Origin of the sequence: Allobosea lupini (genome assembly GCF_900109525.1) — a bacterium.
Lineage (GTDB): Bacteria > Pseudomonadota > Alphaproteobacteria > Rhizobiales > Beijerinckiaceae > Allobosea > Allobosea lupini.
The window spans coordinates 401,389-417,356 of sequence record NZ_FOAN01000004.1; the positions used below are offsets into that span (position 1 = coordinate 401,389).

Here is a 15,968-nt window from a genome sequence, read left to right on the forward strand (position 1 = left end):
TGCGGCCCGTCAGTTCGTGCGCGGGCCGAGATCGCGCGGGGCGGCGTTGACCGTGACGATCTGGCCATTGCGTAGTTCGAGCACGGCAAGGCCGCGCTCGTTCAGCCCGTCGGGACGGAAACGGAAAACGCCGTCGGCACCGGCAAAGCCGGACGCATTGGTGAGTACGCTTTCCGAGAAGCGCTGGCTGCCTTGCGTGCGGGCGAGCGCCGCCGCCAGCGAGACCGCGTCATAGGACAATGTCGCGGTGCGGGTCGGGGCGCTGTTGAAGCGCTTCTGGTAGCGGCCGGCGAAGGCATTGAAGCCGGCGGTGTCGGGCGAGGCGAACCAGCCGCCCTGGATCGCCGGAACGCGCGCGACATTGGCGTCGTTCCAGACGCCGGTGCCGAGCGGCTTGACCTTGGCCGGGTCGTAGCCGGCCTGCTGCAGGATGAGGCCCAGCGTCGGCATCGTCGCGGCGTCGGCCGGCACGAACAGCGCGTCCGCCTGCTGCAGCGCCGGCGCCAGCCGCGTGGCGGCGGCACGCATGCTGTTCTGGTCGGCCCCGAAGCGCTCGATCACAGCGACGCGGGCGCCACGATTGGCGACCGCCTGCTGGAAGGCGCCCTCGACGACCTTGCCATAGGCGGTCTCAGGCACGAGCGCGGCGAAGGATTTGCGCCCCTGTGCCGAGGCATAGGCGATGACGCGGTTGACGTCGTTCTCCGGCGGAAACGACAGCAGGTAGATGCCGCGCGAGGCGACGTTGCTGTCGCTGGAGAAGGCGATCACCGGTTTGCCGGCGCCACGGGCGACCTGGCCGACGGCCTGGACGGAGGGCGCGAAGAGCGGGCCGATGATCAACTCGGCGCCTTCGCGGAGAGCTTCCTGCGCCGCGGCCTGGGCGCCATCGGGCGTGCCGCGATCATCCTTGACCAGCAGCGTGAGGTCGGCGCCGGGGAATTCGGCAAGCGCCATCTCGGCGGCGTTCTTCAGCGAGTTGCCGACGGTCGCGCCCGAGCCCTCGGCGGTGAGCGGCAGAATCAGGCCGACCTTGACCGAGCCGGTGCCGATGGTCGGGCCGCTGGGCTGGGCAGCGCCGCCCGCCTGCGGCGCAGTGGAGCTGTCGAAGCCGGGCAGGCCGCCGGTTCCGCCGCTGCAGGCGGCGAGCGCCGCGCCGACACCGGACAACAGGATGAGGCGGCGGCTCGGCGGAGTGAGGAGCTTGCTCTGACGCGACACGGCTTTCGTCTCCACTCCTCGGCGAGGCGCGAGACCAAGCCCACACCAGCTGAATCTTGTCCCGAACCGTGGACCAGTCCTGCCAGTGAGCAAGGCTATTTTCAAGTTGTTAACTCTAGGTTGCCGTACCGGCAGTGGCATCTTCCGGGCCGCTGTGGCAGTTTCGCCGCCATGTCCGGCCCCATATCCGCCCCGCCCGCCCCAGGTCGCGCCTCGAGCTATGCGGCCTTCGGGCTCCGGGCCGAGGCCGAGCCGCTCGCACCGGGCCTGCATATCGTCGCAACGCCGATCGGCAATCTCAAGGACATCTCGTTCCGGGCGCTGTCGACGCTGGCTGCCGCCGACGCGGTGCTGGCCGAGGACACAAGGACTTCGAAGACGCTGCTGGCGCATTACGGCATCGCGACGCCGCTGCTGCCCTATCACGAGCACAACGCCGCGCAGATGCGCCCGAAGATCCTCGACAAGCTGCGCCAGGGCGGCAAGCTGGCGCTGATCTCGGATGCCGGCACGCCTCTCGTCTCCGATCCCGGCTACAAGCTCGTCGCCGAAGTTGTGGCGGAGGGTTTGCCGGTCACCGGCATTCCCGGCCCCTCTGCCGTGCTGGCGGCTTTGGTGCTGGCGGGATTGCCGACCGACCGCTTCTTCTTCGAGGGCTTCCTGCCGCCGAAGAGCGCGGCACGAAAGGCACGCCTCACCGAGCTTGCCGCCATTCCCGGCACGCTCGTCTTCTTCGAATCGCCGCGCCGGCTCGCCGAGATGCTGGCCGACGCCGCTGCGGTTCTCGGCGCACGCTCCGGCGCGGTCGCGCGCGAACTGACCAAGTATTACGAGAACGTCCGCCGCGGCGCCCTTGCCGAGCTTGCCGCCCACTATGCCGAAGCCGAGGAGGCGCGCGGCGAGATCGTCGTGGTGATCGGCCCGCCCGACGCCTCCGCCGTGGCCACGGCCGCGCAAGGCGACACGCTCGACGAAGCCCTGCGCGCCGCGCTCGCGAAAGTCTCGCTGAAGGAGGCGGTGGCGCAGGTCGCCGCCGCCAGCGGCCAGCCGCGCCGCGTCGTCTATGCCCGCGCCCTCGAACTGACGCGCACGCCATGAGCGAGGCGCTGCGCAGCCGGCGTGCGCGCCGTTCCGGCCTGTCCGGCCGCCGCGGCGAATGGCTCGCCGTCGCCTTCCTCAGCCTCAAGGGCTACCGCCTGCTGCAGCACCGCTTCGGCGGCAAGGGCGGCGAGATCGACCTGATCATGGCGCGCGGGAACGACATCGTCTTCGTCGAGGTCAAGGCGCGCGCATCGCTCGACGACGCGGCGAGCGCGATCACGGCGGACAAGCGCCGACTGATCGAAGCCCGCATCCGGCAATGGCTGGCGCGCAATCCCTGGGCGATGCAACGTAACCTCAGGGCCGATGCGGTCTTCCTCGCGCCCTGGCGGCCACCCCGCCATGTGCCCCGCGTGTTCGAGCTGGTGCTCTGACGCAAGGCTGAGCCACTTGCACGAGCGGGCTGTCACAGCCGATATAACGGCCGCAACCGGAGCTTCCGCCATGCCGCTGAACGTCGCCATCCAGATGGACCCGATCGACAAGGTCCGCATCGCCGGCGACACCGGCTTCGCGCTGATGCTGGAAGCGCAGGCGCGCGGGCACAGGCTCTTCACCTACACCCCCGACAAGCTCACCTTGCGCGATGGCAAGGTCACCGCCGTGATAAGCCCGGTCGAGGTGCGCGACGTCGAGGGCGACCATTACACCCTCGGCCAGCCCGAGCGGACCGATCTCTCGACGCTCGACGTGGTGCTGCTGCGCCAGGATCCGCCCTTCGACATGGCCTATGTCTCCTCGACGCATATGCTCGAGCGCATCCATCCGAAGACGCTGGTCGTCAACGACCCGACCGAGGTCCGCAATGCGCCCGAAAAACTGTTCGTCACGCATTTCCCCGAGCTGATGCCGCCGACGCTGATCACGCGCGACCGCGCCGAGATCGAAGCCTTCCGCGAGGAGTTCGGCGACATCGTGATGAAGCCGCTCTACGGCCATGGCGGCGCGACCGTGTTCAAGACCGGCAAGGGCGACCCGAATTTCGGCTCGCTCTACGACCTGTTCGCCAACCTCTTCCGCGAGCCCTGGGTGATCCAGGCCTTCCTCAAGGAGGTCTCGGAAGGCGACAAGCGCATCATCCTGATCGACGGCAAGGCGGCGGGCGCGGTCAACCGCGTGCCGGCGGCCGGCGACCTGCGCGCCAACATGGTGCGCGGCGGCGCGGCGAGGCCGACGGATCTCTCGAAGCGCGAGCTCGAGATCTGCGAGCGCATCGGCCCGGCGCTCAGGGAGCGGGGCCTGCTGCTGGTCGGCATCGACGTGATCGGCGGCAAGCTGACCGAGATCAACGTCACCGCCCCGACCGGGGTGCGCGCCATCAAGAAGCTCGGCGGCCCCGATCTGGCGGCCCAGCTCTTCGAGGTGATCGAGGCCAAGCGCGCGGCGAAATAGTTCAGGCGGCGACGCCAGACGTCCCGTTCAGCGGATTGTCCGGGTCCCAGCCGTATTTCATCGTCTCGAAGCGCATCGCCATCGCATCGACGAGCAGGAGCTTGCCGACGAGGGGGTCGCCGAAGCCGGTGATCGCGCGGATCACTTCCAGCGCCATCAGCGACCCCATCACGCCGGCGAGCGCACCGAGCACGCCGGCCTCGGCGCAGGGCGCGACCGTGCCGGGCGGCGGTTCGTCCGGGAACAGGCAGCGATAGGTCGGGTTGGGCTTCCCGTCTGGAGCCGTCTCATGCGCGCGGATCGTGGTGAGCGAGCCGTCGAAGCGGCCGAGCGCCGCCGTCACCAGCGGCTTCTTCTCGTGGAAGCAGGCATCGGAAACGGCATAGCGCGTCGCGAAATTGTCGGAGCCATCGGCGACGACGTCATAGAAGGCGACGAGCGCGCGCGCGTTGTGCGGGTCGATCCGCGTAACGTATTCCTCGATCTCGACCCGCGGGTTGAGCCGCGTGACGAAATTGGCCGCGGCGACCACCTTGCGTGCCCCGATATCCTCCGCGCCGAAGATGATCTGCCGCTGCAGATTCGAGAGCGAGACATGGTCGTCGTCGACGATGCCGATCGTGCCGACGCCGGCCGCCGCGAGATAGGGGATCAGCGGTGCGCCCAGGCCACCGGCGCCGATCACCAGAACCCGGGCGCGCTTGAGCTTCGCTTGGCCGGGGCCGCCGATTTCCGGCAGCACCAGATGGCGGGCATAGCGCTCGATCTCGGCTTCGTTCAGCGTCATGGCCGGCAAGCTAGGCCGATCCGTCCGCCTCAGCAATCGGGTGCCCTGCGGTGACAGGAAGCGGGTGTCTGCACCGTCCACGCGCCTGCGATCACCCGCGCCTCATCGTCTGAACGAAGGAACGGGACATGACGGCACTGAAGGACAAGGTCGCGATCGTCACCGGCGCGAGCTCAGGGATCGGCCGGGCAGCGGCAAAACTCTTCGCAGCGGAGGGTGCCTGCCTCGTCGTTACCGCGCGGCGGCAGAGCGAGCTCGATGCGCTCGTCGGCGAGATCAAGGCGGACGGCGGCGAAGCGATCGCCGTCGCCGGCGACATCCGCGAGGAGGCACTGGCGCAGCTCTTGGTCGAGACCGCGACCCAGCGCTTCGGCGGGCTCGACATCGGCTTCAACAATGCCGGGATCATCGGCGAACTCGGCCCGATTGGGCAGATGGCGAACCAGAACTGGCACGAGGTGATCGCGATCAACCTGACCAGTGCCTTCCTCGGCGCAAAGCATCAGGTTCCGGCGCTGGAGGCGCGCGGCGGCGGCTCGCTGATCTTCACCGCGAGCTTCGTCGGCCATACAGCCGGGCTTGCCGGCATGTCGGCCTATGCCGCCAGCAAGGCCGGGCAGATCGGCCTGGTGAAAGCGCTCGCAGCCGAGCTCGGCGGCAAGCGCATCCGCGTCAACGCCCTGCTGCCGGGCGGTACCGACACGCCGGCCGCGACGACCAATGCGCCGGGCGCCGGACCCGAAGTGCTGGCCTTCGTCGAGGGCATCCACTCCTTGAAGCGCATGGCACAGCCGGAGGAGATCGCCCGCGCCGCGCTCTTCCTTGCCTCGGACGCATCGAGCTTCGTCACCGGCACCGCCTTCCTCGCCGATGGCGGCGTCTCGATCCAGCGCGGCTGAGGCGACTGTTCATATGTGACCGATATCGCCGAGCGGGCCTGCAAGCCCGCTTGGCCCCGTCCGCAAGCCGTGCCATCGTGACCCCAGGCAGGAATGGCGCAACCATTCCGCATGTGACAGGGGAACGGCTCGATGCGTTTGAAATCTCTCGCCCTCGCTCTGGCGGGCGTCGCCCTTTCGGCCATGGGCGTCATGGCCCAGACCACGATCAAGCCGGCGATCGTCTATGACAAGGGCGGCAAGTTCGACAAATCCTTCAACGAGGGCGTCTTCGTCGGGGCCGAGAAGTTCAAGGCCGAGACCGGCGTCGAGTTCCGCGATTTCGAGCCGACCAACGACGCCCAGATCGAGCAGGCGCTGCGTCGTTTCGCCCGCGACGGCCATTCGCCGATCATCGCCGTCGGCTTCTCGCAGGCGACCGCATTGCAGAAGGTCGCAGCCGAGTTCCCGAATCTGAAGTTCACCATCATCGACATGGTGGTCGAGCTGCCGAACGTGCAGTCTGTGGTGTTCAAGGAGCATGAGGCCTCCTATCTCGTCGGCCTCATCGCCAGCCTGGCCTCGAAGACCAACAAGGTCGGCTTCGTCGGCGGCATGGATATCCCGCTGATCCGCAAATTCGCCTGCGGCTACGTCCAGGGCGTCAAGGCCGGCAAGAAGGACGCCGAGATATTCCAGAACATGACCGGCTCGACCCCGGCCGCCTGGAACGACCCGGTGAAGGGCGGCGAGCTTGCCAAGTCGCAGATCGACCGCGGCGCCGACGTGATCTACCACGCCGCCGGCGGCACCGGCATCGGCGTGCTGCGCGCCGCGGCCGACGCCGGCAAGCTCGGCATCGGCGTCGATTCCAACCAGAACATGCTGCATCCCGGCAAGGTGCTGACCTCGATGCTGAAGCGCGTCGACGTCGCCGCCTACACCTCGTTCAAGGAGGCGCGCGACGGCACCTGGAAGCCCGGCGTCTCGGTGCTCGGGCTGAAAGAGGACGGCGTCGGCTGGGCCCTCGACGACAACAACAAGGCGCTGATCACGCCCGAGATGAAGGCCGCCGCCGACAAGGCCCGCGCCGACATCATCGCCGGCACCGTCAAGGTCCACGACTACATGTCGGATTCCAAGTGCACGATGTGAGCGCGGCGCGTCGGTGAACAACCCGCACCCTGCGATCGAGCTCAGCGGCATCAGCAAGGCGTTCGGCCCGGTCAAGGCCAACAAGGACGTCTCGCTGTCGGTCGCCGTCGGCTCGATCCACGGCATCGTCGGCGAGAACGGCGCCGGCAAGTCGACGCTGATGTCGATCCTCTACGGCTTCTACGAGGCCGATGCCGGCGAGATCCGGGTGCGCGGCGAGCTGAGGCGCATCCGCTCTTCTTCTGATGCGATCGCCGCCGGGATCGGCATGGTCCACCAGCATTTCATGCTGGTCGAGCCGCTCTCGGTCGTCGAGAACATCGTGCTCGGCGCCGAGGGCGGGGCACTGCTCAAGCGCGGCATCGGCAAGGCGCGGGCCGAGCTGGCGCGCCTCAGCCAGGAATACGGCCTCGCCATCGATCCCGACGCGATCGTGGGCGAGCTCTCGGTCGGTCTGCAGCAGCGCGTCGAGATCCTGAAGGCGCTCTATCGCGGGGCTGAGGTCCTGATCCTCGACGAGCCGACAGCGGTTCTGACCCCGGCCGAAGCCGACCAGCTCTTCGAACTGCTGCGCGCTCTGAAGGCGCAGGGCAAGACGGTGATCCTGATCACCCACAAGCTGCGCGAGATCATGGCGGTGACCGACCGCGTCTCGGTGATGCGGCGCGGCGAGATGGTCGCCCATGTCGAGACGGAACGGACCTCGCCGGCCGAGCTCGCCGAGGCGATGGTCGGCCGGCGCGTGCTGCTGCGCGTCGAGAAGACACCGCGAAAGCGCGGCGCGCCGGTGCTGGAAGCCGCTGGCCTCTCCGTGATCGACGAACGCGGCTGCGAGACGCTGCGCGATGCCAGCCTGACCCTGCACGAAGGCGAGATCGTCGGCATCGCCGGTGTCGCCGGCAATGGGCAAAGCGAATTGCTCGACGTGCTCGCCGGGTTGACCCAGCCTGCCCGCGGCGTGATCCGGCTCGGCGGAAAAATCCTCAACGCCGCCGACCGCAACCCGGCCAATCTGCGCAGGCTCGGCCTGATGCACATTCCCGAGGACCGCTTGCGCACCGGCCTCGTCACCGCCTTCGCCGCGGCTGAGAACGCGATTCTGGGCTATCATGACGACCCGGCCTTCGGGCGCGGGCCCTTCCTGTCGCCGACACTGATCGAGCAGCATGCCCGCGCCGGGATGCAGGATTATGATGTCCGCCCGGTCGATCCCGGTTTGAAGACCGCGAAGTTCTCCGGGGGCAACCAGCAGAAGATCGTGCTCGCCCGCGAGATCGAGCGGGCGCCGAAGGTGCTGCTGGTCGGCCAGCCGACGCGCGGCGTCGATATCGGAGCGATCGAGTTCATCCATCGCCGCCTGATCGCCCTGCGCGACGCTGGGGTCGCGATCCTGCTCGTCTCGGTCGAGCTGGAAGAGGTGATGGCGCTCTCCGACCGGATCCTGGCACTCTGCGGCGGCCAGATCACCGGCGAGCGCGAGGCGGTGGCGACCGATGAGCGCGATCTCGGACTGCTGATGGCCGGCGTCAGCGAGCGGGCGGCATGAGCGCTGCGCCGATCGACCTCCCGCGCTGGGCCGACACCGCCCTTGTCCCGCTGGTCTCGGTCGCGGCGGCGCTCGTCGTCGCCGGGCTCGTCGTACTCTCGATCGGCGAAAGCCCGCTGGAGGCGACGGCGCTCTTGCTGAAGGGCTCGCTCGGCAGCCTCGAAGGCCTCGGCTTCACGCTCTACTACACCACCAATTTCATCTTCACCGGCCTTGCCGTCGCCGTCGCCTTCCATGCCGGGCTGTTCAATATCGGCGGCGAGGGCCAGGCGACCATCGCCGGCATCTTTGCCGCGCTCGCCTGCCTCTGGCTGGCGCCGCTGCCGGGCATCCTGCTGGTGCCGCTGGCCATTCTCGCGGCCGCGGCGGGCGGGGCGCTCTGGGCCTTCATCCCCGGCTATCTCCAGGCGACGCGCGGCAGCCATGTCGTGATCACCACGATCATGTTCAACTTCATCGCCGCGACGCTGATCGTCTATCTCCTCGTCGAGGTGATGGGGAAAACCGGTTCGATGCAGCCGGAAACTCCGGATTTCCCGAAGCAGGCGGTGCTGACGCCGATCCATGAGCTGCTCGGCGCCTTCGGGCTGAAACTGCCCTCGACGCCGCTCAACACTTCGTTCCTGCTGGCGCTGGCGTCGCTGGTCGCGGTCTGGGCGCTGATCTACCGCTCGCGGCTCGGCTATGCGATCCGCACCGTCGGCGCCAATCCCCGCGCCGCCGCCTATGCCGGCATCCCGCCAGCGCGGATCATCATGGTGGCGATGGCGATCTCGGGCGCGCTCGCCGGTGGGCTCGCCGTCAACGAAGCCATGGGCGTGCAGCACCGGCTCGTGCTCGATTTCACCGCCGGCTACGGCTTCGTCGGCATTGCGGTCGCGCTGATGGGGCGCGGCCATCCGGTCGGCGTCAGCCTCGCGGCCCTGCTCTTCGGCGTGCTCTACCAGGGCGGAGCCGAGCTCTCCTTCGACAAGCCGACCATCACCCGCGACATGGTCGTGGTCATCGGCGGCATCGTCATCCTCTTCGCCGGCGCGCTCGACGGCCTGTTCCGGCGGCTCGTCGCCAGCGTGCTTGCTCTCGGGCGCGGAGGCTAGGCGATGGAGATCGTCCAGACCATCGCCGTCATCCTCGATTCAACGATCCGCCTGTCGATCCCGCTGCTTTGCGCGGCGCTGGCCGGGCTCTGGTCGGAACGCTCGGGCGTCGTCGACATCGGCCTCGAAGGCAAGATGCTGATCGCCGCCTTCGCCTCGGCGGTGGTCGCCTATCACAGCGGCTCGGCCTGGGCCGGCTTAGGGGCCGGCATGCTCGCCGCGATCGCGCTGTCGCTGGTGCATGGCTTTGCCGCAATCACCTGGCGCGGCAACCAGATCGTCTCCGGCGTCGCGATCAACATGCTGGCGGTCGGGCTCACCGCCATCCTCGGCAATGCCTGGTACGGCCAAGGCGGGCGCACGCCCAACCTCGAAGGGGCCGCCCGCTTTCCCGAACTCGATCTGCCTTTCGTCGGGGCGCTGAAGGAGATCCCGGTCTTCGGACCGATCTACGACATCGCGATCTCAGGCCACGCGGCGCCGGTCTATCTCGCCGTGCTCGCCCTCGTGCTGACGGCGCTGACACTGAAGCACACCCGCTTCGGCCTGCGCCTGCGCGCAGTCGGCGAGAATCCGGCCGCAGTCGACACGGCCGGCGTCTCGGTCGCCGGTTTGCGTTATGCCGCGGTGATCATCTGCGGCGCGCTCTGCGGCCTCGGCGGCACCTATCTCGCTGTCTCGCAATCGGCCGGGTTCCTGCCGCAGATGACGGCCGGCAAGGGCTTCATCGCGCTGGCCGCCGTGATCTTCGCCAATTGGCGGCCCTGGCCGGCCCTGTTCGCCTGCCTGCTCTTCGGCCTGCTCGATGCCGTCGCGATAAGACTGCAGGGTGTGGTCCTGCCCGGCATCGGGCAGGTGCCGGTGCAGGCGATCCAGGCCCTGCCCTATGTGATGACGGTGGTGCTGCTCGCCGGCTTCATCGGCAAGGCGACGCCGCCCAAGGCCTCGGGCCTGCCCTATGTCAAGGAACGCTGAGTGTCCGCCGAACCCGATCTCGAGGCGCTCTTTGCCGCGGCGCTAGCAGCACAGCAGAAGGCCTATGCGCCTTATTCCCGCTTCAAGGTCGGGGCCGCCATCCTCGCCGATGACGGCAAGGTCTATCCCGGCTGCAATGTCGAGAACGCCGCCTACCCGGTCGGCGCCTGCGCCGAAGCGGGAGCGATCTCGGCGATGATCGCCGGCGGTGCGGGGGCGATCCGCGCGATCGTCGTCATCGGCGATGGCGCCGAGCTGGTGACGCCCTGCGGCGCCTGCCGACAGCGTATCCGCGAATTCGCCGCGACGGAGACGCCGATCCTGATCGCCGGGCCGGACGGAATCCGCGCCCGATTTTCGCTGGCCGAGCTGTTGCCAGCCTCGTTCGGACCGGCCAACTTGCCGAAGTGATTTGCGGGCACCGTCCAGGTGGCCCGACGAGCGCGGCCAACGCGCCGATGGAGCAGACAACATGGCAGCGGATGCGCTTTTCGACCAAGCGGCATCGGTATTGATCGATCGTGGCATCGATGGCGGCATCGACTGCGCCATCGTGCTCGGCACCGGGCTCGGCCGCATCATCGACGACATGGTCGAGCCGATCTCGATTCCGTTCGAGGAGATTCCCGGCTTCCCGAAGGGCGCGGTCTCCGGCCATGCCAAGCGGCTCAGCTATGGCGTCCTGCACGGCAAGCGCGTGCTGGTCTTCGAGGGCCGCGCGCATTTCTACGAAACCGGCGATCCCGCCATCATGCGCGTGCCGCTCGGCATGCTCGCCGCCTTCGGCTCGCCGCCGCTGGTGCTGACCAACGCCGCCGGCTCGCTGCGGCCCGATCTTCGGCCGGGCAGCCTCGCTTTGATCACCGACCACATCAACTATAACGGCCCCAACCCGCTGGTCGGCGATACCGGCGATGGCCGCTTCGTGCCGATGGTCGACGCCTATGACCCGCATCTGCGCGCCCGGCTGAAGAAGGCGGCGGCGGCCAGCGGCGCCAATATGGGCGAAGGCGTCTATATGTGGTTCTCCGGACCGAGCTTCGAGACGCCGGCCGAGATCAAGATGGCCAAGACGCTCGGCGCCGATCTCGTCGGTATGTCGACCGTACCGGAGGTGATCCTGGCGCGCCGCTATGGCCTGCGCGTCGCCGGCCTCTCGATCGTCACCAATATGGGCGCGGGCATTTTGGGCGGCGCGCCCAGCCATGGCGAGACGCGCGACGTCGCGGCGACCGCGACCACGGCGCTGCGGCGGGTGCTGCGCGCCTTCCTGAGCGAGCTCTGATCATGTCGGACGCCGACCTCGCCTTGCGCGCGCTACGCCTGCTCGATCTGACGGATCTGTCCGATCAGGCGAACGAGACCGGTACGCTGCAGCTCTGTGCACGGGCGGTCGCGGCGCCCGGCCCGGTCGCGGCGATCTGCATCTGGCCGCAATTCCTCAAGCTGGCGCGCCAGACGCTGAAAGCCTCGCCGGTCAGGATCGCAACCGTGATCAACTTTCCGGCCGGCAACAGCAATTGCAGCCTGATCGGCAGCGACATCACCGAGGCGATCGCGGATGGCGCCGACGAGATCGACCTGGTGCTGCCCTGGCGCGCCTTCCTCGCCGGCGATGCCGAGATCGCCCGCGAGATGGTCGCCGAGGCGCGCGGCAGCTGCGGCGACAAGACGCTCAAGGTCATCCTCGAAACCGGCGAGTATCCCGATCAGCTCGCGGTTCGCGCCGCTTCCGAGCTTGCGATCGCAGCGGGCGCCAATTTCATCAAGACCTCGACCGGCAAGACCAAGACCTCCGCCACGCCGGCGGCCGCCCGCACCATGCTGGAGGCAATCAAGGCCTCGGGCAAACCAGTCGGCCTCAAGCCATCAGGCGGGCTGCGCACGCTGGCCGACGCAAAAACCTATCTCGATCTCGCCGACGAGATCATGGGCCCTGACTGGGCGACGGCGAAGACCTTCCGCTTCGGCGCCAGCGGGCTCTATGGCGTGCTCGCCGACATCATCGCCGGCATCGCCCCGGCCGAACGGACCGACGGAGCCTATTGATGCGCCTGCCGCAGGAAATCATCGCAGCCAAGCGCGATGGCGAGCGCCTGAGCGTAAACGACATCCGCCAGATGATCGCCGGGCTGACCGACGGCGCGGTCAGCGAGGGCCAGGCCGCCGCCTTCGCCATGGCGATCTTCTTTCGCGACATGGACGCCGAGGAGCGCGTCGCGCTGACCCTGGCCATGCGCGATTCCGGCACGGTGCTGGACTGGCGCGACCTGCCGGGCCCGGCGCTCGACAAGCACTCGACCGGCGGTGTCGGCGACACGGTCTCGCTGCCGCTCGCCGCGGCAGTGGCGGCCTGCGGCGGCTATGTCCCGATGATCTCCGGCCGCGGCCTCGGCCATACCGGCGGCACGCTCGACAAGCTCGACGCCGTGCCGGGCTATGTCACCCAGCCGGGCATCGACCTCTTCCGCCATGTCGTGCGCGAGGCCGGCTGCGCCATCATCGGCCAGACCGCCGATCTCGCCCCGGCCGACAAGCGGCTCTATGCGATCCGCGACGTGACCGGCACGGTCGAATCGATCCCGCTGATCACCGCTTCGATCCTGTCGAAGAAGCTGGCCGCCGGGCTCTCCGGCCTCGCCATGGACGTAAAGTTCGGCTCCGGCGCCTTCATGCGCGATTTCGACAAGGCGCAAGCGCTGGCGCAGAGCCTCAGCGATGTCGGCAATGGCGCCAGCCTGCCGACGCGGGCGCTGCTCACCGATATGAGCGAGCCGCTGGCCTCAGCCGCCGGCAATGCGCTCGAGGTCGCCTATGCGCTCGATCATCTGACCGGACGGCGGCGCGAGCCGCGCTTCCATGAGGTCACCGTGGCGCTCTCCGCCGAGATGCTGCTGCTCGGCCGGCTGGCGGCGACGCGCGAAGAAGCGATCGCCAAAATCGAGGACGCCTTCGCCAGCGGCGCGGCGGCGGAGCGCTTCATCCACATGATCGCGGCGCTCGGCGGCCCGGCCGACCTGCTGGAGCATCCCGAGCGACATTTTCCGCGGGCGCCGATCGTCCGCCCGGTCTTCTCCGATCGTCCCGGCCTGGTCGAGGCGATCGACACCCGCGGCGTCGGCCTCGCCGTGGTCGCACTCGGCGGCGGACGTACCCGGCCGCAGGACGAGATCGACCATGCCGTCGGGATTACCGAGCTCGCCGGGCTCGGCGACCGGGTCGGGCCGGACAGACCGCTCGGTATCATCCATGCCCGCAGCGAGGCCGGCTTCGACGCCGCCCGCATCCGCCTGAAGAGCGCCTATCGCCGCGGCGAAGTCGCTGTTACGCGTGGGCCGCTGATCATCCCTGCCTAGGAGAGTCCTTTTCATGAGCCTGCTTCTGGCGATCACCGGCTGGCATGTCGAGAGCTGGCGCGAGCGCTTTTCGGCGCTGCTGCCGGACCTGCCGATCGTCACGCTCGGCGAGCCCTTCGACCGGCGCGCCGTGCATTATGTCGCGAGCTGGAAGCATCCCGAGGGCAGCCTTGCCGGCCTGCCCAATCTCGCAGCGATCTTCTCGCTCGGCGCCGGCGTCGACCACCTTTTCACCGACAGCCGCCTGCCGCACGCGCCGATCGCTCGCGTGATCGATCCCGACCTGACGACGCGGATGAGCGAATATGTCGTCATGCACTGCCTGATGCAGTTGCGCCAGCAGCGCCGCTACGAGCGCCAGCAGCGCGAGAAGTCCTGGGACGACGACCGCCACCAGCCGGCGGCGCGCGAGGTCCGCGTCGGCGTCATGGGGCTGGGCGAGCTCGGCCAGGACGCGGCGCGCAAGCTGCAGGTGATCGGCTTCGACGTCGCCGGCTGGAGCCGCTCGCCGAAGGTGATCGAGGGGCTCGCCACCTTCTCCGGCGAGGACGGCCTGGCGGCCTTTCTCGCCCGCACCGACATCCTGGTCGTGCTGCTGCCGCATACGCCGGAGACGGAAGGCATCCTGAACCGCCCGCTGCTCGCCAGGCTGGCGCGCGACGGCCGGCTCGGCGGGCCGGTACTGATCAATGCCGGCCGTGGGAAACTGCAGGTCGAGACGGACATCCTCGCCGCGCTCGACGCCGGCGAGCTCCGGGAAGCCGTGCTCGACGTGTTCGAGACCGAGCCGCTGCCGCAGGATTCGCGGCTCTGGACCCATCCGGCCGTGACGGTGACGCCGCACAACTCCGCCATGTCGGCGCCCGAGGCGGTCGCCGACCAGATCGCGGCGCAGATCAGACGGCTGGAGGCCGGCGGCGAGCTGCAGAACGTCGTCGATCCCAGCCGGGGTTATTGAGGCACGCCGTCAGCTCGTCATGCTCGCCCTTGTGGCGAGCATCCACGTCTTGAACACCATCTTCGACCGGCGAAGACGTGGATGGTCGGGACAGCAGCGGCGCAATTTAACCCAATCGCCGGATCGCGGTGATCGGCCCGCCATTGCGGGCGAGGATGCGATCGCGCGCCGGACGCAAGGGCTCGCTGATCACGCTCATCGTATAGGCGGTGGCGTGCAGCAGCGTATCGGGATCGGTCATGATGCCGACATGGCCCTTCCAGAAGACGAGGTCGCCGCGGCGAAGGCCCTCCAGGCCGTCGTCAAAGGCGACGGCCTCGCCGAGCCCGCGCTCCTGCATGTCGGAGTCGCGCGGCGCCGCCACCCCGGCAGCCGCCAGCGAGAGCTGGACCAGCGCTGAGCAGTCGAGGCCGAGGCTGGTCTTGCCGCCCCAGAAATAGGGCACGTTGAGGAAGCGCTCGGCGACGGCGACGAAATCCAGCTCGTGCTGCTCGCGGGGGCACAGATGCTGCTTGAAGATGTGGCCGCCATGGCCGGTGGTGAAGAAGTCGCCGCTCTCGCCGGTGACCGCCACCCCTGCATCGAGCGACAACGCCTCCAGCGGCGGCAGTTTGATCGAAGCGCCGGGGTAGACGAAGGTCCGGAGCGCGCTGACGCGATGCGTCGGCACCGGCGCGTCGCCGGCGAGGCAATCCTCGGGCAGGTAGCCGACATAGGAATCGCCGACGAGCTGGCCCCAGGCCCAGCCCTCATGCTGTTCGTAGACCCTGACCGCCTCTCCCGCGAGCGCCTCAGTGTCGAGCGGCGCATCCGGCCGGGGCTCGCGCCGCAGCGGCACTGACGGCGTCACCACCCGCATCGGCATCGGATCGACGAAAGCCAGGGCCTCGACCTGGCCATCGAGATGGCGGGCGGCGAGATCCGGGCGGGCCGGGGTGAGGCGGCGGTCGAGAATCGGGCTCATGCCGGCACTGTAATGGCTGCGGTCGCACGAAGGAATGCGCGAGTCGTCCCGGGCGGAGCGAAGCGCAGACCCGGACCCATTCCGGAACGGTTCAGGAATGGATCCCGGATCGGCGCCGCTGACGCGGCTTGTCCGGGATGACCAGCTTCTTGTGAGAAGCAGCAGCTTTGTTCAGGCTGGCCCCAATTCGCGCGCTCGCGCCGTGACGAGATCGGCGAGGTGCTCGACCGCCAGCGCGCCGGCGACGGTCCGCTGAATGACCACGTTGCGCTTATCGAGCTCGTCGCGCTTGCGGCTGACGAGACCAAGCTTACCCATGCTGTCGAGGGCGCGGGTGATCACCGGCTTGGTAACGCCGAGCCGCGCCGCGAGGCCGCGCACGGTGTGCGGCGGCAATTCGAGATAGATGGTCAGAAGGATCGCGGTCTGGCGCACCGAGAGATCGGCTTGCGTGTCGCGCACCAGATCGAGATGAACCTCGCGCCAGAGCCTGAGCGCCTGCGTCGGCTTGATCTCCAGCACCATCGCGTCCCCGATC

At 68.7% G+C, this 15,968-nt stretch carries 17 protein-coding genes; 13 read left to right on the forward strand and 4 right to left on the reverse strand.

Annotation, left to right across the window (positions count from 1 at the left end):
- Window positions 1-9: 9 nt before the first annotated feature.
- Window positions 10-1,221, reverse strand: coding sequence for a penicillin-binding protein activator (locus tag BMZ21_RS14540; protein ID WP_244543843.1), 1,212 nt, complete (start codon window positions 1,219-1,221; stop codon window positions 10-12).
- A 171-nt stretch (window positions 1,222-1,392) separates the two neighbouring features.
- Here BMZ21_RS14540 and rsmI point away from each other — a divergent pair, with 171 nt between their 5' ends.
- From rsmI to gshB, 3 genes are all read left to right on the forward strand, one after another.
- Window positions 1,393-2,319 (forward strand): 16S rRNA (cytidine(1402)-2'-O)-methyltransferase, encoded by a 927-nt coding sequence (gene rsmI, locus BMZ21_RS14545; protein WP_091835507.1) that lies wholly within the window; start codon window positions 1,393-1,395, stop codon window positions 2,317-2,319.
- Window positions 2,316-2,696 carry a YraN family protein gene (locus BMZ21_RS14550; RefSeq protein WP_091835510.1) on the forward strand — a complete coding sequence of 127 codons (381 nt, stop codon included), beginning with the start codon at window positions 2,316-2,318 and terminating at the stop codon, window positions 2,694-2,696. The genes rsmI and BMZ21_RS14550 overlap by 4 nt, the downstream gene beginning before the upstream one ends.
- Window positions 2,697-2,766: 70 nt before the next feature.
- Window positions 2,767-3,714, forward strand: coding sequence for a glutathione synthase (gene gshB, locus BMZ21_RS14555; protein ID WP_091835513.1), 948 nt, complete (start codon window positions 2,767-2,769; stop codon window positions 3,712-3,714).
- Window position 3,715: 1 nt separating this feature from the next.
- On the opposite strand, the gene BMZ21_RS14560 is transcribed toward gshB, so the two are convergent.
- Window positions 3,716-4,501, reverse strand: coding sequence for a HesA/MoeB/ThiF family protein (locus BMZ21_RS14560; protein ID WP_091835516.1), 786 nt, complete (start codon window positions 4,499-4,501; stop codon window positions 3,716-3,718).
- 128 nt (window positions 4,502-4,629) lie between these two features.
- Here BMZ21_RS14560 and BMZ21_RS14565 point away from each other — a divergent pair, with 128 nt between their 5' ends.
- The 10 genes from BMZ21_RS14565 (at window position 4,630) to BMZ21_RS14610 (ending at window position 14,466) form a co-directional block, all read left to right on the forward strand.
- Window positions 4,630-5,400, forward strand: coding sequence for an SDR family oxidoreductase (locus tag BMZ21_RS14565; protein ID WP_091835519.1), 771 nt, complete (start codon window positions 4,630-4,632; stop codon window positions 5,398-5,400).
- A 132-nt stretch (window positions 5,401-5,532) separates the two neighbouring features.
- Window positions 5,533-6,534, forward strand: a complete 1,002-nt coding sequence (locus BMZ21_RS14570) for a BMP family lipoprotein (protein ID WP_091835522.1) — start codon at window positions 5,533-5,535, stop codon at window positions 6,532-6,534.
- Window positions 6,535-6,547: 13 nt separating this feature from the next.
- Entirely contained in the window at window positions 6,548-8,080 is a 1,533-nt protein-coding gene (locus BMZ21_RS14575; protein WP_091835525.1) for an ABC transporter ATP-binding protein, read from the forward strand.
- Window positions 8,077-9,177 (forward strand): ABC transporter permease, encoded by a 1,101-nt coding sequence (locus BMZ21_RS14580; RefSeq protein WP_091835528.1) that lies wholly within the window; start codon window positions 8,077-8,079, stop codon window positions 9,175-9,177. Before BMZ21_RS14575 ends, BMZ21_RS14580 begins: the two co-directional genes overlap by 4 nt.
- A gap of 3 nt (window positions 9,178-9,180) precedes the next feature.
- Window positions 9,181-10,152, forward strand: coding sequence for an ABC transporter permease (locus BMZ21_RS14585; RefSeq protein ID WP_091835531.1), 972 nt, complete (start codon window positions 9,181-9,183; stop codon window positions 10,150-10,152).
- A complete protein-coding gene (locus BMZ21_RS14590; protein ID WP_091835534.1) occupies window positions 10,153-10,563 on the forward strand; it encodes a cytidine deaminase in 411 nt (136 codons plus the stop codon).
- Window positions 10,564-10,624: 61 nt separating this feature from the next.
- Window positions 10,625-11,437, forward strand: a complete 813-nt coding sequence (locus BMZ21_RS14595; RefSeq protein ID WP_091835537.1) for a purine-nucleoside phosphorylase — start codon at window positions 10,625-10,627, stop codon at window positions 11,435-11,437.
- A 2-nt stretch (window positions 11,438-11,439) separates the two neighbouring features.
- Window positions 11,440-12,201 (forward strand): deoxyribose-phosphate aldolase, encoded by a 762-nt coding sequence (deoC, locus tag BMZ21_RS14600; protein ID WP_091835540.1) that lies wholly within the window; start codon window positions 11,440-11,442, stop codon window positions 12,199-12,201.
- Entirely contained in the window at window positions 12,201-13,508 is a 1,308-nt protein-coding gene (gene deoA / locus BMZ21_RS14605; RefSeq protein WP_091835543.1) for a thymidine phosphorylase, read from the forward strand. Before deoC ends, deoA begins: the two co-directional genes overlap by 1 nt.
- Window positions 13,509-13,521: 13 nt before the next feature.
- Window positions 13,522-14,466 (forward strand): 2-hydroxyacid dehydrogenase, encoded by a 945-nt coding sequence (locus tag BMZ21_RS14610; RefSeq protein WP_091835546.1) that lies wholly within the window; start codon window positions 13,522-13,524, stop codon window positions 14,464-14,466.
- 106 nt (window positions 14,467-14,572) lie between these two features.
- Here BMZ21_RS14610 and BMZ21_RS14615 read toward each other — a convergent pair whose 3' ends face one another.
- On the reverse strand, window positions 14,573-15,430 hold the full coding sequence (locus tag BMZ21_RS14615; RefSeq protein ID WP_091835549.1) for a C40 family peptidase: 858 nt from the start codon (window positions 15,428-15,430) through the stop codon (window positions 14,573-14,575).
- Between the two features lie 171 nt (window positions 15,431-15,601).
- Window positions 15,602-15,955 (reverse strand): MarR family winged helix-turn-helix transcriptional regulator, encoded by a 354-nt coding sequence (locus tag BMZ21_RS14620; RefSeq protein ID WP_091835552.1) that lies wholly within the window; start codon window positions 15,953-15,955, stop codon window positions 15,602-15,604.
- Between the last annotated feature and the right edge of the window lie 13 nt (window positions 15,956-15,968).